The sequence below is a fragment of the Acidithiobacillus concretivorus genome (assembly GCF_018853445.1).
GTDB lineage: Bacteria > Pseudomonadota > Gammaproteobacteria > Acidithiobacillales > Acidithiobacillaceae > Acidithiobacillus > Acidithiobacillus concretivorus.
Genome location: NZ_JABELD010000035.1, coordinates 20275 through 40238, shown reverse-complemented (window position 1 = coordinate 40238; position 19964 = coordinate 20275). Strand labels below are relative to the sequence as shown.

21 protein-coding genes are annotated in these 19964 nt (G+C 53.9%); all 21 read right to left on the bottom strand.

Annotated features, from left to right (window positions below; all coding sequences use genetic code 11):
- On the bottom strand, window positions 1-715 hold a 715-nt coding region (locus tag HJG40_RS05285; RefSeq protein WP_226857209.1), incomplete at its 3' end, for a transposase.
- Entirely contained in the window at window positions 712-909 is a 198-nt protein-coding gene (locus HJG40_RS05280; protein ID WP_215863215.1) for a hypothetical protein, read from the bottom strand. The genes HJG40_RS05280 and HJG40_RS05285, both read right to left, overlap by 4 nt.
- A 138-nt stretch (window positions 910-1047) precedes the next feature.
- Window positions 1048-1326 carry a type II toxin-antitoxin system Phd/YefM family antitoxin gene (locus tag HJG40_RS05275; RefSeq protein ID WP_215863214.1) on the bottom strand — a complete coding sequence of 93 codons (279 nt, stop codon included), beginning with the start codon at window positions 1324-1326 and terminating at the stop codon, window positions 1048-1050.
- A 66-nt stretch (window positions 1327-1392) separates the two neighbouring features.
- The gene (locus tag HJG40_RS05270; protein WP_215863213.1) at window positions 1393-2667 is read right to left on the bottom strand and encodes a dihydroorotase; all 1275 of its coding nucleotides are present in this window, start codon (window positions 2665-2667) and stop codon (window positions 1393-1395) included.
- Complete coding sequence (locus tag HJG40_RS05265; RefSeq protein ID WP_215863212.1) at window positions 2660-3658, bottom strand: aspartate carbamoyltransferase catalytic subunit; 999 nt, start codon at window positions 3656-3658, stop codon at window positions 2660-2662. The genes HJG40_RS05270 and HJG40_RS05265 overlap by 8 nt, the downstream gene beginning before the upstream one ends.
- Window positions 3655-4164: a bifunctional pyr operon transcriptional regulator/uracil phosphoribosyltransferase PyrR gene (gene pyrR, locus HJG40_RS05260; RefSeq protein ID WP_215863211.1), complete on the bottom strand. Its 510-nt coding sequence runs from the start codon at window positions 4162-4164 to the stop codon at window positions 3655-3657. The genes HJG40_RS05265 and pyrR overlap by 4 nt, the downstream gene beginning before the upstream one ends.
- Entirely contained in the window at window positions 4161-4592 is a 432-nt protein-coding gene (gene ruvX, locus HJG40_RS05255; RefSeq protein ID WP_215863210.1) for a Holliday junction resolvase RuvX, read from the bottom strand. Before ruvX ends, pyrR begins: the two co-directional genes overlap by 4 nt.
- Window positions 4585-5145 (bottom strand): YqgE/AlgH family protein, encoded by a 561-nt coding sequence (locus tag HJG40_RS05250; protein WP_215863209.1) that lies wholly within the window; start codon window positions 5143-5145, stop codon window positions 4585-4587. Before HJG40_RS05250 ends, ruvX begins: the two co-directional genes overlap by 8 nt.
- A 67-nt stretch (window positions 5146-5212) precedes the next feature.
- Window positions 5213-6151 carry a glutathione synthase gene (gene gshB, locus HJG40_RS05245; RefSeq protein WP_215863208.1) on the bottom strand — a complete coding sequence of 313 codons (939 nt, stop codon included), beginning with the start codon at window positions 6149-6151 and terminating at the stop codon, window positions 5213-5215.
- Window positions 6151-7458, bottom strand: a complete 1308-nt coding sequence (gene gshA, locus HJG40_RS05240) for a glutamate--cysteine ligase (RefSeq protein ID WP_215863207.1) — start codon at window positions 7456-7458, stop codon at window positions 6151-6153. Before gshA ends, gshB begins: the two co-directional genes overlap by 1 nt.
- A 2-nt stretch (window positions 7459-7460) precedes the next feature.
- The gene (locus tag HJG40_RS05235; protein ID WP_215863206.1) at window positions 7461-8627 is read right to left on the bottom strand and encodes a citrate synthase; all 1167 of its coding nucleotides are present in this window, start codon (window positions 8625-8627) and stop codon (window positions 7461-7463) included.
- A gap of 174 nt (window positions 8628-8801) precedes the next feature.
- A complete protein-coding gene (gene erpA / locus HJG40_RS05230) occupies window positions 8802-9173 on the bottom strand; it encodes an iron-sulfur cluster insertion protein ErpA (protein ID WP_010640694.1) in 372 nt (123 codons plus the stop codon).
- 115 nt (window positions 9174-9288) lie between these two features.
- Window positions 9289-9762, bottom strand: a complete 474-nt coding sequence (locus tag HJG40_RS05225) for a phosphate-starvation-inducible PsiE family protein (protein WP_215863205.1) — start codon at window positions 9760-9762, stop codon at window positions 9289-9291.
- 4 nt (window positions 9763-9766) lie between these two features.
- Window positions 9767-12742: an FAD-dependent oxidoreductase gene (locus HJG40_RS05220; RefSeq protein WP_215863204.1), complete on the bottom strand. Its 2976-nt coding sequence runs from the start codon at window positions 12740-12742 to the stop codon at window positions 9767-9769.
- A 53-nt stretch (window positions 12743-12795) separates the two neighbouring features.
- On the bottom strand, window positions 12796-13776 hold the full coding sequence (locus tag HJG40_RS05215) for an alpha-ketoacid dehydrogenase subunit beta (protein ID WP_215863203.1): 981 nt from the start codon (window positions 13774-13776) through the stop codon (window positions 12796-12798).
- Window positions 13769-14749 (bottom strand): pyruvate dehydrogenase (acetyl-transferring) E1 component subunit alpha, encoded by a 981-nt coding sequence (gene pdhA / locus HJG40_RS05210; protein WP_215863202.1) that lies wholly within the window; start codon window positions 14747-14749, stop codon window positions 13769-13771. The genes HJG40_RS05215 and pdhA overlap by 8 nt, the downstream gene beginning before the upstream one ends.
- A 210-nt stretch (window positions 14750-14959) precedes the next feature.
- Window positions 14960-15505, bottom strand: coding sequence for an OmpA family protein (locus HJG40_RS05205; RefSeq protein WP_215863201.1), 546 nt, complete (start codon window positions 15503-15505; stop codon window positions 14960-14962).
- Between the two features lie 80 nt (window positions 15506-15585).
- A complete protein-coding gene (locus HJG40_RS05200) occupies window positions 15586-16776 on the bottom strand; it encodes an outer membrane beta-barrel protein (RefSeq protein WP_215863200.1) in 1191 nt (396 codons plus the stop codon).
- A gap of 252 nt (window positions 16777-17028) precedes the next feature.
- Window positions 17029-17295, bottom strand: a complete 267-nt coding sequence (locus HJG40_RS05195) for a YMGG-like glycine zipper-containing protein (protein WP_215863217.1) — start codon at window positions 17293-17295, stop codon at window positions 17029-17031.
- A gap of 57 nt (window positions 17296-17352) precedes the next feature.
- Window positions 17353-17751, bottom strand: coding sequence for a hypothetical protein (locus tag HJG40_RS05190; RefSeq protein WP_215863199.1), 399 nt, complete (start codon window positions 17749-17751; stop codon window positions 17353-17355).
- Window positions 17752-17951: 200 nt separating this feature from the next.
- Window positions 17952-19964, bottom strand: a complete 2013-nt coding sequence (locus HJG40_RS05185; protein WP_215863198.1) for a sensor domain-containing diguanylate cyclase — start codon at window positions 19962-19964, stop codon at window positions 17952-17954.

The window sequence follows — 19964 nt, the reverse complement described above, 5'->3', positions numbered from 1 at the left end:
CCCGCCGATCCTGCTGCCATCCAGCCAGTTGAATCCGATCCTCACGGCCTTCCCAGCCTTGTCCGGCATCCACCCAGTCCCGGCGGGTAAAAACTCGCTGTAGTAGGCGCTTCACACGCGGTGACTGGCGCAATTTGAACAGGTACCGCTGCTGCCGGGATTCCATTTCCCGAATCACCGCGTCATTGCCAAAGCCACAGTCGCCACGGACCAGATAGGGGCGCTGTTCTGCAGTCAGGGCATCCAGGACGCGATTCAAGCCCGGCTGGGCATGATTGGACGCGGTGGTATTCCCCGCCGTGACTTCCACATCCAGCAGCAGGCGCAGATTGCCTATCCAGTAGGCGTGATAGGCATGGGAGGGACGCCCGAGCTTATGCGGATTGTAGCCCACTTCCGCGCCTTCCTGATGCCCGAACAGAGGCTTGATGGTGGTGTCGATATCGAGAATCCAGGGGGTTTTGCAGGCCTCTACCACGCTTTTGAGCAAATGTTTGCGCATCCATTCCGTCCCTTCGGCTTCGGGAATTTTGCTCAGCGCCCGACGTAGGGCGTCTTCACTGACGATCTTGCGCATGCCCAGAATGTTGGGACTCACGCCATCACTGCGTAACGCCGTGACGTGGGCATAGCGGCGGTGACCCGCCAGAATAGAGAGGCATAAGGTCCACAGTACATCGCGCTTCTGCGGCGCATTGGGGCTGAGGTAGGTCAAGGGGCAATCCTCCACCCACGCATCGAACAAACCCTCACTTTCAAAAACTCGGCAAAAAACACCAACTGTCCAAAGGGCGTTGCCGCAGATTCCTTGTCCCAGGACACCTGAACCCGACCTCCAAAGGTGTCGACGATCATGGCCTGTACCGCCTCCGGAATAGCTTTTTGCGGGTGTTTTTCTGCTTCACCCATTGGGTGAGCCTCCATTAGCCGGGAAAACCTCATCCTATCAAATGGATAATCATTTTTCAGCTGGGGTAACTGCTGTTTTTAGGTTGATGCCTTCTGCGTACCAGACCCAGGCGTGCGTATCGAGTAGTAAAGCATCGCTCATTTTTTGCCTTCGCCGGGTCGCAAGCCGGCGTAAAGATCATCTTCATCGCCACTTTCCGCAGACCACAACTCGTCCTGCGGGACGAGGATATCTCCATGGATCGTGACGGTGCCCTTCATATAACCAAACATGCTTTTTGGCGTTTCATCGACGATAGGAACCAATTTGACCAAGGGTTTGCCGCGCTTGCCGATGACCAAAGGCTCGTGCGTTGTAGCGACTTCGTCAATCAGTTCCAAACAGTTAGCTTTGAATTCTGAGACGTTAATATTCATGACCCTTTCCACAAGAGCACTACGGGTAGTCATCTTAGACCGCTAGGGGTTTTGGCACAAACATCCTCACGCCCGAAACACCACCCGCCCGTCCACCAGGGTATAACGCACCCGACCACGCAGATCCCATTGCGCATAGGGCAGATTGCGGCCCCGGCTGGCTCCGGATGCGGGGTTGACAGTAAATACCGCTTCCGGATCAAACAGGCACAAATCCGCCACACTGCCAACTTGCAGGGAAGGCGCCGGCAAGCCCAGCGCCTGAGCAGGGCCGGTGCTGAGCAATTGCAGTGCAGCCATTAAACTCAGCAACCCATCGTCCACCAAACGCAAAGTCAGCGGCAACAACCACTCCACCGCACTGATGCCGAAGGGGGCCTGGATAAAGGTCATGCTCTCGCGGTCTATCCCCCAGGGACTATGATCACTGCTGATGGCCGTAACATCGCCATCGGCTACGGCCCGGCGCAGGGCATCCCGTTCTGCCAAAGAGCGCAGCGGTGGTAACAACTTGGCATGGACATTGAAAAATCCCACGTCCTGCTCACTGAGCAGCAAATGATGGATGCTAACTCCACAGTGCACCTTCTCGCCGCGCTGCCGGGCGGCTTTTACCGCTGCAATAGCTGCGCCCGTACTAAGATGCGGGAAAAATAGGGGACAACCGCTCAATGCCGCAATGGCTATATCCCGCTGAATACCCACCTGTTCAGCCACAGCCGTGCGCCCTGGAAGGCCCAGCCGTATGCTCAATCCGCTTTCATTCATCACACCATGGGCGGCCAGTTCGGAGTCTTCCGGGTGGAGCATGACCGGCAACCCCAAATCTGCCGCGTAGCTCAGGGCCAGACGCAGCAGAGCGGCACTACGGATAGGCTGCTTGGCCTGACTGAATACCCGCGCCCCGGCGTCCAAAAGTGCTGTCATTTCACTTAATGCTTGCCCCTGCAAGCCCGTTGTCAGGGCAGCGCTGGCCTGCACCCGCGCCAGAGCCAGCTTTTCAGCCAACAGTTGCTGCTCCTGGAGGATGGCGGGGGTATCGGCAACGGGCTGAGTATCCGGACGCAAAACAACCTGTGTCACGCCACCCGCCACTGCGGCCTGCAACTCGCTGGCCAGATCGCCATCGCGTCCATGGCCGGGACTATGCGCCTGCAGACTGCTTTCAATGAGCCCCGGGCAAGCTACCAGGCCTGTTCCATCCAGAATTTCTTCCGCCCGAAAATCCTCAGCAACAGCACCGCGTATAGTGATTTTTCCAGCGCTAATAGCCAGGTCGGTTACCGCATCAAAACCATCGCTGGGATCCATGACGCGAACATTGCGGATGATTCTATGCATGGTTTTCGCCTCCGCCCGCCGTACCCGCCAGGAGCGTCAATACCGCCATACGCACGGCGAGGCCGTGGGCAACTTGTTGCAAAATCACAGCCTGATGGCCGTCCGCCACTTCCGAAGCTATTTCCACGCCGCGATTCATGGGCCCCGGATGCAGGACCAAAGCATCAGGCTGCGCCCACTGTAAACGCTCCGGCGTCAGGCCAAAGCGGCGATGAAATTCATCCAGACTGGGCAGACGATGAGATTCCATGCGTTCTTTCTGCAGGCGCAGGGCACAAATGACGTCGGCGCCCCGTAATCCCGCCTGCAGGTCGTGGTACACATGCACCCCCAGCGCGGAGAGTTCTTTGGGGACCAGAGTTTGCGGCCCGATGACCCGGATTTCCGGGCATCCGAGAATCGACAAAGCATGAATCTGGGAACGCGCCACCCGCGAATGCAGGACATCACCAACAATAGCCACGACCCGGTCTTCAATGGGTCCAGCCAGACGCCGAATCGTGAATACGTCCAGCAAGGCCTGGGTCGGATGGGCATGCTGGCCATCACCGGCATTGACCACCAGCGCTGAATCCCCCAGATGCCGGGCAATAAGATGCGCCGCACCGGCTTCCGGATGGCGAATCACAAAACCATCCACCTGCATGGCCATGAGATTATCCACCGTGTCGATCAGCGATTCGCCCTTACTGGCACTGCTAGTACTGACCGCAATATTCAAAACATCTGCAGAGAGGCGCTTGGCGGCCAGCTCAAAGGTGCTACGCGTGCGCGTGCTGTTCTCAAAAAAAAGGTTGACGATGGTTTTGCCCCGGAGCGTCGGGGTTTTTTTGACGCTGCGCTGAGCGATGCTGAGAAAGGATTCGGCCGTATCCAGAATCTGCAGCATTTCGGGTTCACGCAGTCCTTCGGTATTGAGCAGATGGCGGAGACGACCCTGGGCGTCATACTGAGGATTAGCATCACCAAAACGGAAAGTGGAAAGGTTCATGAAGCCGTCCTTGGCGATGTCAGCAATTCCAGTCGCAGCGGATCAGGACCCCGGAGTTTGATTTGTCCACCCGCCGCAGCGTTGAGGCGCAGGGCAGCAATGTCGGCCGCCACCGGAATTTCGTGCCCACCGCGATCTACCAGTACGGCCAGGAGAATGTTTGCCGGTCGGCCATAATCAAATATTTCGTTCATGGCGGCGCGGATGGTACGCCCCGTATAAAGCACGTCATCCACCAGAATGATGGAGCGGCCGTCCACAGCAAAGGGAAGATCCGATGCCCGGACTTGCGGGTGCAGACCAATCTGACTGAAATCATCCCGATAAAAAGAAATATCCAACTGCCCCAGCGCCGTTTTCAGCCCCAGAGCGCGATGCAGTGCCTGGGCTATCCAGACACCACCCGTAAATATACCAATCATGGCGGTCTGCTCCGGGTCCACATGCGGGCGCAAATCCCGAACCATCCCTTCCAGCAGTGTTGTTACATCCCAGTCTGCATTCATTGCATGGCTCCGACATCCTGAAAAGTCTGGAGAATTTCACAGGCAGCGGCCTGATCCAAAAGCTCGGCGCGCTGTTTTGCCGAAAGCGCCCGCTCTTTCAGCATACATTCGGCGGCGTGGCTACTGAGGCGTTCGTCCACCCAATGCACCGGCAGGGGGAAACGGCGCTGCAGACTCTTGGCAAAATTGCGTGCCCGGCGCACCATCAAGCCTTCACTACCGTCCATGTTCAGGGGCAAACCCATAACTACCGCGCGCGGTTGCCAGTCCTTGAGGAGGCGTGCAAGGCTCTCCCAATCTGGGCCGCTCTCGCCATTGCGCAGGGTCGCTACACCCTGCGGCACCCATCCGGATTCGCCCAATACGGCAATACCAATTCGTCGTTCCCCAAAATCAATCCCCAGAAGCGGCCCGGAGCCCTCAGGCATGGCCCGCAGCCCCGCTGAGCAGACGCATATCTACCCCGAGCGAGCGCGCGGCGGCCTGCCAGCGTTCACTGGCGGGCAACTCAAACATGACCTGCATATCCAGCGGACCGTGCAACCAGGAATTTTCTTTCAGCTCTTCTTCCAGTTGCTGTGCGCCCCAACCGGCATATCCCAAAGCCAACAGATAACGCTGGGGTTCCTCATGCTGGGAGATGGCTTGCAAAATATCGGGAGAGCTGGTTAATGCCAGGTCTTCGTTCAGCTCCAGACTGGAAAGCCATTCACCCTTGGGCGAATGCAAAATAAAGCCGTGTTGCGGCTGCACCGGCCCCCCCCAATACACCGGGCGATGAATCATTTCTTCGGAAGGCTGGATATCTACGGCCTTGAGAGCTTCGGACATATTGATATCCACAAGACGATTGATGACTACACCCATGGCACCGTCGGGACTATGCTCGCAAACCACAATCACCGTTCGGTCAAAAATACCGTCATGCAGCGCTGGCATGGCAATGAGCAGATGATTTTTAAGTGAAGAGAAATTCGTCATACTGCCCATCATACGGGTTTTCGATGAAAAACGGCAGATTGCATTCCTGACTGTGCCAGCGCGGCCATTACTGTCCTTGTTCCAGACGTCGCCAAAGTAGCTCGGCGGCATCCACAGCAAAAAAGCGACGAATCTCCCGTACCCCGGTGGGACTGGTGACATTGATTTCAGTCACATAGCCGCCAATCACATCCAGCCCGACAAAAAGTAAACCTGCGGCACGTAGAGCCGGCCCTATTGCCGCACAAATATCCTGATCACGCGCACTCAGCTCGGCGGCTACGGCCGTAGCCCCTGCTACCAGATTTCCGCGAAAGTCTTTTTCAGAAGGCACCCGCAACATGGCACCAGGCACCGCCACGCCGTCCACCAGAATAATGCGCTTGTCCCCTTCGCGTATGGCCGGAATATAGCGCTGGGCCATGACATAATGCTGCCCCCAGGCAGTCACGGTTTCGAGGATGCTGCCCACATTGCGGTCTTGCTGATGCAAGTAAAACACCCCTTCGCCGCCCCGCGCAGAAAGGGGTTTGACCACCACCTCGCCATGCTCGGCCAGAAAAGCGCGCAGGTCACCCAGATCACGACTGACCAGAAAGGGCGGGAGAAATTCGGGGAAATGCAAGGCATATAATTTCTCATTGGCATTACGCAGGCTCACCGGGTTGTTCACCACCCAGGTTTCGGCATGTTCCAGCAGATAACAGGCGGTCAGATATTCCAGATCAACCGGTGGGTCCTTGCGCATCAAAACCACGTCCATATCTGCCAAGGGCCGCTCTTCAACGGCAGCCAGGGTCGCGAAGTCGGTGGCTTCATCTTGCACCGTCACCGCCCGCAGACGTGCCCAGACCTTGCCGTCACGCATGAACAAATCAGGCAGGCCAAACACCCAGCACTGATGCCCCCGTGCCTGCGCCGCCAGGAGCATGGCGAAAGTGCTGTCTTTGGCGGGTTTGATCCCGGCTATGGGATCCATGAGAATGGCTGTTTTCAACGAGGTCATCACTCAACACTCCGGATTTGCTGCCGACGCCAATCGGCCATTTCCCGAGCTGCCGCTACCAGGGTCAGGCGGGCGATGACGCCATAGGCATAGTAACGGTTTACCGGAGCATCGGGTGGTGATTTCCGGCAAGGCATTACGCAAGGCTCACCAAAGGCCATGGGCTCAAAATGCGCGCCGGGGGCATTCAGGTTTTCGTCGCGACCGCGCCCGGTATGCACCCGATAAAAGCCGCCCAACACCTGCTGACCCACCATATAGACCACTGGCTCAGCCACCGCCTCCTCGGCGGTCTGCTCAAAGGTATATACCCCTTCCTGAATGAACACGTCGCTCACTGGCAGGCCTTCCTTACTTTTAGCCATACGCGTGCGTTCTTTTCGATTGAGATCCATGAACTCTTCACCGGAGTATGCCGTCATGATGCCCATGCCATAGGTGCCCGCGTCGGCTTTGACAATCACAAACGGACGCTGGGTAATCCCATAGTGGGCGTAGCGCTCGCGGGTCAGCTCCAGAACCGCATCGACATTGGCGACTAGGCAATCCCGACCATCGGCACGCATGAAATCAATCCCCTGACAACGCCGAAAAAAAGGATCAATCAACCAGGGGTCGATATCAATCACCTCGGCCAGCTCATGCGCGGCAGTACGATAATGGGCAAAGTGCTGGGACTTCCGCCGCGAGCGCCAGCCCGCCGCCAGAGGCGGAGATATGGGCTGTTCGAGATTCTCCAGAATTTCTGGCACACCGCCAGAAAGATCGTTATTGAGCAAAATCAACTGGGGATCAAATCCTGCGGCCTTTAAGCGTCCAGCTTCACGAAAAATGGGCTCTAAAAGCAGGGAATTACCCGAAGGTAAATCATAAGCGGTGCGCTCTTCCAGCAAGAGCGAACCCACCTGCACCTCAAGCCCGGACATTTCCAGAAGCTCGCGTAATCTGGCCACATTTTCCAAATAAAACAGGTTGCGGGTATGATTTTCGGGAATCAGCAGCACGCGCTCCAGGCCCGGATGATACTGATTCAGATAGTGCTGAATGGCTGATACATAGAGCGATGAAAATTCAGGATTCAGATTATTGAAGCCTGCCGAAAAAAGATTGGTGTCCACCGGTGCCAACTTGAACCCGGAGTTGCGTAAATCAACGGACGCGTAAAATGGCGCCGGGGTTTTTTGAAACTGACCACGAAACCAACGTTCGATGGCCGACTGACCCGCTATCAGATGCCGCTCAATATCCAGCAAAGCCTCAGTACGTTCCGTAGCGAGGAAGGGAATATTTTGTAAAACTTCTGTCATGCTTATGCCTGATTCCTTTTGTCTACCACCACATAAGCCCGTGGGCTTGCACCATTGTAAACCTGGGTGGGACGAAATATCCGGTTATCCGCCAGTTGCTCCCGCCAGTGTGCCAGCCAACCTGCCGAGCGTGCCATGGCAAATATGGGCGTAAACAAATCGGCCTTGATTCCCATTTCGTGGTAAAGAACCCCAGAATAAAAATCGACATTTGCATGAATTCCCTTGGGACCGAGGCGATCAGTCGCCTGTTTTTCGACCTCAATGGCAATTTCAAAAAGCTGGCTATGCCGCAAATGACCATTGCTGGCCAGTTTTTCCATCATCTCTTTCAGAATGGCCGCACGGGGATCGCGGGTTTTATAAACCCGGTGACCAAAGCCCCAGATTTTTTCCTTGTTGGCCATTTTAGCGTCCAGATAAGCACCCACCTTGGCAACACTGCCAATTTCCTCCAGCATCTCAACCACCTTCTGATTGGCACCGCCGTGCAACGGGCCCGCCAGCGTGCCAATTGCACTGCCTATCACATGGTAGGGATTGGTAAGCGTAGAACCGGTCACCAGCACCGAAAAAGTACTGGCATTGATGGTATGCTCGGCGTGAAGGATCAGACAGGTATCGAGGATTTTCGCCAGTGCCGGATTGGGCTCCTTACCGGAAATCATGTACAGAAAATTGGCGGCATGATTCAGATCGGTACGCGGCACGATGGGATCATTACCGAAACGCATCTGCTCCCACATCGCGACGATGGTGGGCATCCGGGCAATGATGCGCATTGCCATGGCATCCAGATGCGGAGTATTTTCGCGCTCGGCATCGGACAGCTCCTGCTGCGGATAAAACATCCCCAAACTCGCCACGGCACAATGCAGCATATCCATGGGATGCCCGGTAACTGGCATGAATTTCATGATTTCCCGGACATTGTATTTAACTTGCCGATGACTGCGCAGCCCCTCATCAAAAGCTTTGAGATCTGCGCCATCCGGAAGTGCGCCGTCCAGCAGTAGTAGGGCTACCTCTTCAAAACTACTATGGGCTACCAGATCATCAATAGCGTAGCCACGATAACTCAGCAAGCCTGCTGCACCATCTATGTGAGAAATACTGGAGTGCGTTGCCGCCACGCCTTCCAAACCGGGAGCTACGTTCGTATCCGCCATGTCGAACTCCTTGTTATTCTGGTCAGTAATGAATCCAACTGTCACTGAGCAACCACCCACGCACAGTTCTGTCCTAGTCAGGACAGCAAGAGCCTGATAGTCATCATAACGCGCTGGAAAAATAAAAGGGAGGCCACGAGCCTCCCTTGGAGAAATTCTTATCTCTGCAAAAGATCAGGCAGAAAAAGAAGATCCGCAACCACAGGTAGTGGTCGCATTCGGGTTTTTGATCACGAACTGGGCACCTTCCAGGCCTTCGCTGTAATCAATTTCAGCACCAACCAGATATTGGTAGCTCATGGGATCAATCAGGAGGCTGACACCAAACTGATGCACTTCCGTGTCACCCTCATTCATATTCTCGTCAAAAGTAAAACCGTACTGAAAACCGGAACAACCGCCGCCCGTCACAAAAACTCGCAGCTTGAGGTCTTCAGAACCTTCCTCTTCAATCAGAGAGGTAATTTTATCCGCCGCGTTTTGCGTCAGGGTCATTACCGGAGGAATGGAATCCAGATTGGTCATTGTTTCAGTTGCTGTGCTCATTGTGCATAACTCCATGCGCTGCAGCGCGTTGTTCAGTGAATACCCGACCATTTTGCTCGCTTTTTCGGGGTAGCGTCAAGTTGCCTGGACAATTTTCAGGACGGATATGACCGGCTCATTCTCTTTCGGGGTTCTTCGGGGCGTACTGAACGGCAGCCACCCGAGCACCGACCAGCACCGCAAGCAGCACCGCCGTTGCGATCAGATCCATAGGTCCGAGACGATGGGCATAAAGACCGATAAACAATTCCCGCAATACAAAAACAATGGCCACTTCCGACAGTACCCGCAAGCGAATACGGTGAAACTCCAGGTAATCGGTAAACGTCCGGAATAGTTCAATGAGCACAAATACCGACAGCACATCCGCTACCAGACCCTGAATGGCCGCTTCTTCCCGAAAGGACAGAATGGTTTCGTAAACGTCCCAGACCACCCCCACTACTGAGGCCAGCAAGGTGATAAGCATGACAAATATCAGCACCACCACGATGAGGTCGAGGAACCTTTCGTAAAAACGCAGGATGCCTGCGCGCACCCCACTGATACTTACTGCTGACGGCGATTCCTCAACATCCGGCTTGGCCAAGTTGTCAGCCTGCTGCCCGGGCCGAGCGCCGCAAGCGCGACAGCAAACGTCTGGCCATTTCTCCGAACAACTCCGTCTGGGTGGGATGGGGATGAATAGCCTCGGCCACCTGTTCCAGGGTCAACCCGGCACTGACCATCATGACGGCTTCGCCCACCAGCAAATCGGCGTGATCGGCAAGGAAGTGGACGCCGACAATGCGGTGGCTGACCTTGTCGGCCACCATTTTGATGAGACCATCGGTTTCACCGGTCATCATGGCCTTGGCATCAATACTCATAGGCACCTTGACCTCGGCCACATCCATTCCCGCAGACTTGGCCTGCTCCATGGACAGGCCAACAAAGGCGCACTGTGGCCGGGTAAAAGTCACCCCACTGTCTTTGGCTGCATCATATTGAGCAGCATGTCCCAACAAGTTGGCAGCGGCTACCCGGCCCTGCTGAGCCGCCGTGTGCGCCAACATGTAACCGCCCACCACATCACCTACCGCATAAATATGCGCCATGCTGGTCCGACCTGTGCTGCTCGCCGCAATCGCGCCCCGCTCGGCAAGAGTCACGCCTGCAGAGGCCAAATTCAGCGCGCTGGTATCAGGACGCTTGCCGGTAGCCACCAGCAGAAGATCACAGGCATGATTCGTGACCTCTTCACCGAGCTGATAACGGATATTCAGGGCTCCGGGCTTACCGGAAACTTCCTGCACCTTGACGTCAGTCAGAACCTGCAGACGCGGACTGTTGTGCGCCAATGCTTTCATCAACTGCTCGGACACTTCCTTTTCCATTTCCGCCACCGGTCGCGGCAACGCCTCCAGCACCAGCACCTCGGCGCCAAAATCATGGAACATCTGTGCCATTTCCATACCAATGGCACCCGCGCCAATGACGCAAAGCCGCTTGGGGGGTTGGGCCAAATCCCAAACGGTATCCGAGGTGACTGCTGCACCACTTTTCAGAGCCTCCTGAACGCCGGGGATAGGCGGCACAAATGCCGGAGCACCGGTAGCAATGACACAGGCTCCGAAACGCAGACTGCGTGCGTCTTTACCACTGATTTCGACGCTGTGCTCACCGGTAAATCGCGCCGTACCTTCGAGCACCTGAATTTTCATGCCTTGGTCGGTTTTCAGGGCCATTTCTCCGCGTGCCTGCAAAATGCCCCGACGATGTTTTTCCAGTTGCGCCCAATCCAGCTTCGGTGCGCCCATTTGCAGCCCCATGGCGGCATCATGTTCCCGATCACGAATCCGGTCCGCTGCAGCCCGCCAGGCCTTGGAAGGAATACAACCGCGCCACAGACATTCCCCGCCTGGATAGGGGGCATTATTGACCATGGCCACCTTGACGCCGTTTTCAACGAGTTCCCGGGCACAATCCTCACCGCCCGGTCCGGCACCAATGACCAGCACCTGAATGTCATAATCGCCTTCGGGAATGGGCGAGGCAGCAGCCCCTAGCCAGCCTTCCGGATGTTCAATGGCTTTTTTAAGGTCTTTTAGAAAGAGCGCTGCTTCGGCGCCATTGACCACCCGATGATCTGCCGTGATGGTAATGGGCATGCCTTCCGGACTATTACCGGCAATGGCAATAATGGCGGCGGTTCCCGGCGTGACAATGGCATCAAACTGGGTGATGCCATACATCCCCATATTCGAAATAGTGAAGGTGGGATGCGTATATTCAGGAGGACTGAGCCGCCGCTTACGCGCTTTTTCCACCAGCGGCGTCCATTCGCTCTGGAGTTGTGCCAGATCCTTGCCCTCCACCGCGCGCAACACCGGAACCACCAGCCCACCGTCTTCCGTCGTCGCGGCGATGCCAATATCATGCTGGGCACGCTCCACGATTTTGTCCGTCGGCTGATAAGCAGCATTCACCAGGGGATGTTTGGCCAATGCCTGGGATGCGGCCTTGGCAATAGCCACGGTCAGCGACACTTTGTGCGCTTTGGCGGCACTCATCAGGGCTTCGGGTTTGGCCTTCACGGTGACATGAAATACTGGAATACTCAGGGAGGCCACCATGGCCTGACTGATGGCCTTTTCGATGGCGCTCATCGCCCGCCCGTCTCCAGGTACGGCTGGCTCGGGAACTCGGGCACTGGTCGTGGCGGGTGCAGAACGACCCGCAGCAGCGACAACATCCGCCGCGACAATGACTCCTGCTGGCCCGCTGCCCTGCAAGTGATTCAGGTCCACGCCCTGTTGCCCGGCCAACTGCCGGGCAAAGGGACTGGCTGCTCCCTGCTGAGGACGCGGTGCAGGTTGTGCTCCAGGCACCCGGGCAGACAAATGCTGAGTGACAGAGGGTTGAGCGGAGATTGTAGAAGCGCTGTGAATCTTGTCCAGCACAGCTGCCGACACCGCCGGTCGTGATCCAGAAACAGTGCCAGCTTCGCGCACCTGATCCACAGTTTCTACCAACCAGGCAATAGCATCACCGACCGGCACCACCGCATCCACCGCAACAAGAGGACCGGAAAGATAGCCTTCACGAAAAACTTCCACATCCATGATGGCCTTGTCTGTTTCAATGGTCGCCACCACATCGCCACGCTGGATTTTATCGCCTAGAGATTTTTCCCAGGATACCAGCACGCCTTCCGTCATCGTATCAGAAAGCTGTGGCATTTTAATGGCATGACCCGAAAAGGCTTCAGATGCTGTCGATTCTGAAGCAACGGCCGGCGCACTTTGAGCCGGGACATCCTGAACCGGAGATACGGCTTCACCCGGTGTTTCCGTCAGATAGGCCATGGTCGCACCAACCGGCATAACACTATCCACCGCCGCCAAAGGACCCGCCAGATAGCCGGAGCGGAACACTTCCACATCCATGATCGCTTTGTCAGTTTCGATGGTCGCCACCACATCGCCGCGTTCGACCCGAGCGCCAATGGGTTTTTCCCAGGAAACGACCACACCTTCCGTCATAGTATCGGTCAGTTGCGGCATCTTGATGACGTAAGGTTCAGCCATTTTTCACCCTATTGAGTTTCTGTAGATCAAAACATATCGAGAGAAGTGCGACCTTAGCGGCCAAACATCTTCCTTACTGCAGCAATCACATCCCCGGCATTGGGAATCGCCGCCTTTTCCAGACGATGATTGTAGGGAATGGGAATATCGAGGGCATGCACACGCACCGGCGCCGCATCCAGATCAAAAAAGCATTCTTCATTGATGATGGCCATCACTTCCGAACCAACACCGACCGGAGCCTCGTCTTCTTCCACGATGATGGCATGATGGGTTTTGCGCACACTGGCAGCAATCCCGGCACGATCCAAAGGCTTCAAGGCCCTTAAATCAATCACCTCAGCATCAATACCATACTCGCTGGCCAGTTTTTTGGCCGCATCCAATGCCCAATGCACACTGATGTTGTAGGCAAAAATGCTGACATCCTTACCCGGACGCATGATTTCCACACCTTCCAACGGGGTGAAAAATTCCTCGTCCGGCACTTCGCCCTTAAGGTTATACATGCTTTCATGTTCGATAATCACCACCGGATCATCTGAACGCACGGCACTTTTCAGCAAGCCATAAGCATCCCGAGGGGTAGCGGGGGTCACCACACGCAGGCCAGAAATCCCCATGAATACTTTTTCCATACGCGCCGAATGCTGGGCACCCAGCTGATGAGCCGTACCACCGGGAACGCGCATGACAAAGGGACAACGAATCCGTCCACCCGACATATAATGAATTTTCGCGGCGTTATTCATGAGCTGATCCATAGCCAGCCAGGCAAAGTTCACACTCATGATTTCGACGATGGGGCGGGCACCAACCATAGCGGCACCCACACCAATGCCGGTGTAGCTGTTTTCGGAAATGGGGGTATCAATAACCCGTTGTTCACCATATTTAGCGAAAAGTCCTGAAGTCGCCTTGTAGGTACCGCCAGCGACGCCAATGTCCTCACCCATGGCAAATACCAGCGGGTCACGCGCCATTTCTTCATCGTGGGCACGCAGAATTCCCTGCCAATACATTAACTCAGCCATGGTTGTTGCCTCCTTCGGTATAGACGTAACGCGCTACATCTTCGACGCGCGGTTCCGGGCATTCAATAGCGTAACGCACCACTTCGTTCTCGATTTCGTCTTGAATAGCCTTGTCCATGGCATGGAATTCATCTTCAGTCACCACGCCGGCTTCCACCAGCCGGCGCTTGTAAATGCCGATGGGATCACGCTGCGCCCATTCTTCTACTTCTTCCTTGCTGCGATAGGCACCGGAGTCAGACATGGAATGACCACGCAAACGATAAGTCATAAGCTCCAGGAAATAGGGCTTGCGTTGTTCACGCACATGATTCACGGCTTTTTCGGCATGCGCCATGACAATATCAATGTCTTGCCCATCACATTGCGCCGCCTCAATGCCGTAAGGTGCTACGCGTTTATACTGGTTGATCTCCACCGTCGAACGCTCAATGGCCGTACCAATGCCATACAGGTTGTTTTCGCAGATAAACAGCACCGGCAGGTTCCACAGACTTGCCATGTTCATGGTTTCATGGAACGTACCCTGATTGTTGGCGCCATCCCCCAGAAAACAGATGGAGATTTCCTGACCACCGCGCAACTGGATCGCCTTGGCAAAACCGGCTGCCAGCGGGAAGGGCCCGCCAACCAACGCATAACCGCCCATGAAATGCACGTCTGGGTCGAACAAGTGCATGGAACCACCCCGGCCTTTGGAGCAACCGGCTTCCTTACCGAAAAGCTCGGCCATCAGCGCTTTGGGGTCCATGCCGGATTTGAGGGCATGAATATGGTCCCGATAGCCGGTCACCACATAATCAGAACCCGTTTGGGCTTTCTCTAAAACACCGATCGCACAGGCTTCCTCACCAGGATAAAGGTGTAAAAAACCGCCAATCTGGCGTTCGTGATAAGCTTCCGCACAGCGTTCTTCAAAGCGGCGGGCAAATAGCATTTCACGCAACAGGCGCTTCTGGTCCGTGGCGTCCATGGTCCTCCCAGACAAAATAATGGACCGCGTCCGCAGACGTGGTCATAGTGAAAATTCAGCCAAAGTCTTGGAGATGATGGCCTAGGCTACTGCAAAGCGTCAAGAGTAGGGATATAGCGTGGGCCAATCTAACGCCGTATTCTTAAAAAACCCGCTTGATAAAAAACCAAGCGGGTCACCGCAAAAAGCGCAAACGGCCGTCGTAAAACTTTATTTAACGGTAGTACGCACCATGACACTGGAATTGATTTCAACCCGCTGGTTTTTGAAACGACCAGCCGGGGTCGTGTTGGTAGCAATGGGGTCTTCATAGGAGTAGCCTTTGACCATCATGCGATCCGCAGCAACACCCCGCTTTTCGAGATAACCGGCAACACTGCCCGCTCGCGCCTTGGACAACTTATAGTTATAGGCATAACCTCCTGTTTTGCTGCAATAACCGTTAATATGAAGCGTAGCATCTGGATGCATTTTGGCGAAACCAGCCACCTTATCGAGAACGCCAATATCCGACCCCATCAATTGCGCAGAACCGGTTTTGAAATTGATACCGGTAATGGTGATGGGCTTACTTTCCAGTACAGTACGCTCTACCGGGGCGATAGGTGCAGGCGGTGGTGATGTCGGCGTGGAAACCACTGGAGCTACCGGAGCAGGACCAGCAGGGCAAGGTGTCACCTCATATAAACCACAGCCCGACGCGGCAACGACGGACCCCAATAGCAGTAACTTGGATAATTGCGCAGCATGTTTCATGTTTGGATTCTCCTGAACTCAAAATACGTTAGATGGACAGCCCCGCAGCAGCGAGGCTCCCTTTTGATGAATCGACCGATTCAGAACATGAAACCGGTTTCGACCATGCCACGCAGTTGATTGGTGTTGGCGCCATCAGCCCCTGAGAAACCTAGTCCGGCAGGTGCAGAGGCGGTCACGTAAGAAAGTTCTGCGCGAGCGAAGAAACCACCACTTTGGTAGGTCGGCGTGAGGGTAATAGACCAGGCATGGGAATCGGCGGGGAGATCTGTGAGTGAGGAAGCCACACCACTTGCATTAAGCCCTTCGCCAGGTTTGCCACCGACAGCCAGGTATTCAGCACGAGCTCCCAATGAAATAGTTTTGGTAAAACTATAATCGGCTAGCAAAGAAGCGCCATAATTATTAAACTCATGTGTCACACCTAATAAAGGCGCTTTTGGGGTATGCATGTACTGAACATAAGGTTCAATCATCCAAGGTCCTGAACTGTATTCATATTCGACACCATAAATCTGGCTTTCATTACCGAGCGCACTGTAAGCTACCTCATTGGAACTCAGACGAGATTTACCCAAAGAACCTTGCGCATAAAAACTGAGCGTATTTGCGCCATTGATCGCATAGCTGAGCAGACCACTCATCACATTGTAGCGGTTTGAAAAATATCCATCGTTCCAGGAAACTGAGGCACTGATTGGCCCCGCACTGGCATTAAATTGCACACCACGGCTGATGATGGGTTCCATATCCCAGAGAAGGCCGCGCTCGATATTAATATTTTGATAGGTGAAGCCACCTTCGGCCCCGACGAGAGTCGGTAGCTGCCCAATTTCTACCGAATAGTTAGATGAAGGCGCTATTTTCAAATAGGCCACGGGCAATGCACCAAACTCATTGATATTACTAGATGCCGAAGGAATAGATGCAGCCAAGGTCGGAAAGCTGTAGGCCCCCGCCTGAATATAAAACTGAATAGGACCATTTTCTTTCTGGATGATCACCATACCATTGGTGATGGAAGCCCCCACGCGTTTAGCCCCTAATGTACCTGCATCACCTTGGGGATTATCCTGATAAAAGGCCATACCGCTGGCTACGCCTTGCACATCCAGTTGACCCAATGGTCCGGCACAAAATTTAAGGGGATTCGGCAAAGATAATGGACTGGCATCCGCCACACCGGCGACCAATGGCAGACCAACCAGCATGCTGGCGAGAATTGAACGACGTAAAAACGAATAGTGATTTTTAGTGCTGTAGTGCGACATGTTGACTCCCTGGTTTGTATGAAAAAAATCAAGCCTGTTGTCAAAAAGCAAAATACATGCCCGCACAAGATTTTTATACAACTATATGATTTAAATTATTTTATAAAATTTAACCCCCCAATACCCAAGAAAGTTATCAGCGTGTTATGCCCCACCTTGGGGATCACTGCATCAAATTGGTGCATCAACAAAAAACCCCGGCATAACATGATGTCGGGGTTTGCGTTTCATTACATCAGGAAAATTTTCTGGTTAATTCCCGTTTAAAGTTCTTTCAATATTGGGCAGCGCCGCACCAACACCGGCACCCACCGCACCACCCACGGCTGCACCCACCGCAGGATTGCCAGCAACAACCGTACCCAATACGGCCCCCCCGGCAGCACCAATAGCACCACCACTCAGTGCCCGTTGGCCGGTGGGACTCATGTTTGCACAACCACTCAGTGCAACCACACACAATGCGACCAACAACCATCCACTTTTTCTGGAGCCGCACTCCAAAACCTCAGCATTCATTTTCACTTAACTTACTCCTCTATTTTTCTGTCTCAGTGGACCACTGAGCAGATGAAATTAACGCCTCCAGCCATCATGACCATTATCATGCCGCCAACGACCCGCCCACGGCGGTGGACCGTGATGCTCCCAAGGGCGGGGCCGGTAATAGCGAATGGGCGCAGGCTGCACATAGTATCCTGGCAGTTGGTAGCGTACGGGTGGCGGTGGGGGTGGCGGTGCTGGAACATAATATACGCGGCGCGGAGGCGGCACGTAATATACTGGCGGAGGCGCGTAAACTGGTGCGGCATAATAACCGGGGTTATTCCCTAAAACCACGCTTAAACCAGGAACAGCAACGCCTAAGGATAAATCACTATCCGCCCACGCAGGACTGCTTAAACCGGCAAATAGCCCTACAAATGCCAAAAATTGCGGTATGCGATGAATAGGGTGGGTCCATATCTTTATCATGTGGCCTCCTTGGGCTGTCAGACTCATCAAGATATATACGTTTGCAGATAAGCACGCGAATTAACGTGAGTTATCGGACTAACCCATCACTCTAGCAAGAAGCTTGCCAGATCAGTACCTATATTTTTCAATCCGTTAAAAATACCCCCTGTAGCCAAATAACCACAGTAATGCATCCAAAAACAAAAACCACTGGTTTTTTATTGTGTTGCCATGTCGCCTAAGGCTTCTGATTCAGACTGTAGACGCAGTTCTGCGTCGTAAATCATCCAAAACCGACTCCGTTCCAATTTTTTGGCCTTGATGGCATACAAGGCCTGATCGGCACAACGTAGCATCACATCCTGATTTTCTATCATCCCGGCATCCTTGCAAAAATAAATACCAAGACTGACCCGTACGGGCAGCAGCACACCGTGGGACAACTTGGCCGGAGATTCCAGAGCACGTTCCAAACGCAGCAGAACGTCCTCCAATACCTGACGCTTCTCCAATCCTTCGAAGAGGAGTACAAATTCGTCTCCGCCCCAACGGGCTACACAATCAGCGCTACGCAACGCCTCTTCCAGCCTTCGGGCGATAATCACCAGTAAAGCATCTCCAGCATCATGTCCGTATTGATCATTGACCCTTTTAAAATCATCCACATCCAGAATACCTAATGCGATGGATTGACTATTTTGACTGGCACGCGCCAACCCCTTTTGTAATCGCTCATTCAGTAGGCGACGATTCGCCAATCCGGTAAGACTGTCGTAATAAGCCACCTTGCGAATTTCGGCTTCCGCATCGGCCAATGCGTTATGGCGCTTCCAGAGAGTAAGAGCCAGCCCCACACTACTTACCAACTGGCCAATAAGTGCTTTTAGCGCTTGGCTAAAGTGTTTGGTTTTGGCATGGGCAACCACCAGCACCGCTTCCACCTGCGCTGCGTCCTGCAAAATAATCGGGTAGGCAATCATGCTCCGAATCCGGCGTAGCTGTGGACGCTTTTCCATTACTGGCGAATTTTCCGTCACTTCATCACGGAACCTGATTTCTTCTGCCTGACCCGAGCGAAACACTCGCTCAGGAAGAAAACTACCATTACGAAGATCTTTCAGATTTGGTGCGGTTATCCAGGTAACTAAACTTTCACGCAAATCCTTTTGATCAGCCTCCAGAACCGATATTTGCAGAGATTCAGTCATCGGATCGGGACCGAGCACGAACGCCGCAACGGCATTGGTTTCACGAACAATCGTTTCTACCAGACGCGCATACATGGCTTTTGGTTTTGTCTGGATCAGAAGAGATTGCTGCATCAAAAGTGCCGCTTGCTGATACTGCCGCAAATCGAGCAGCTGCCGCAAAAAGCGCACAGAAAGACGATCCAGAATCAGCAGAAAAAGCAAAATGGCTATAAAAGGGATGCTTTGCCAGATATTCTGGCGCCAAAAATTGTGAGCAAATGCTGAAGAAGACCAGCGCACATAAGCCGTCCACGGGTAACCCGGCACCTCAACGCGCAGATAGTGTCCCGTCCAACGATCCTGTGGAGCAGGAAGTTGCCATGTTCCACTTTTCCAAAAAGCCACCGGGATATGACTCGCACCCGTAATCAGAATATCCATATCGGCGGGGGTATGGATATTTTTCAGGCGCGAAAGACGAAACGGAGACCCGATATAGCCGACAACCTGTCCCTGGTGATTCAATAAATGTTCGCGCATGGGCATTACCCAAATTTTATTCTTCAACAAAACAACGCGACGTCCAATCAGATAATCCGGATTTCTCTTGAGCTGAGTAAATTCCGTCACTTTTAGCAACGGAATTGGTGATTGCCCCTCACTTGACCAGATAATTTTTTTTGCCTGAGCATCCAACAAGTGGATGGCAGCAATTCCACGATGCGTACTCTGGAAGGTGATCATGGCTGACTTTTTTGCTGATGTGAGTAACTGCGGATTTTGGTCCAGTTCCAGTAAGGAGCGACGAAAGAACGTCAGGTCATGAAAATGGCCATCCAGATTTCCTGCTAATTGATCGGCAATACTGCGCAAGGCAATCTCACCTCTATACCGATACTCCTTATGCAAGGATGCTCGCAAATCTTCGGCTCGCCATCCCCACAAGGCAATAAATAAAACGGCCATTCCGATAAAAAATAAGTGCAGCAAAAAAACAGGAGAATATTGTATCGTCGAAAGGAGCCGTTTAGTTCGGTGCAT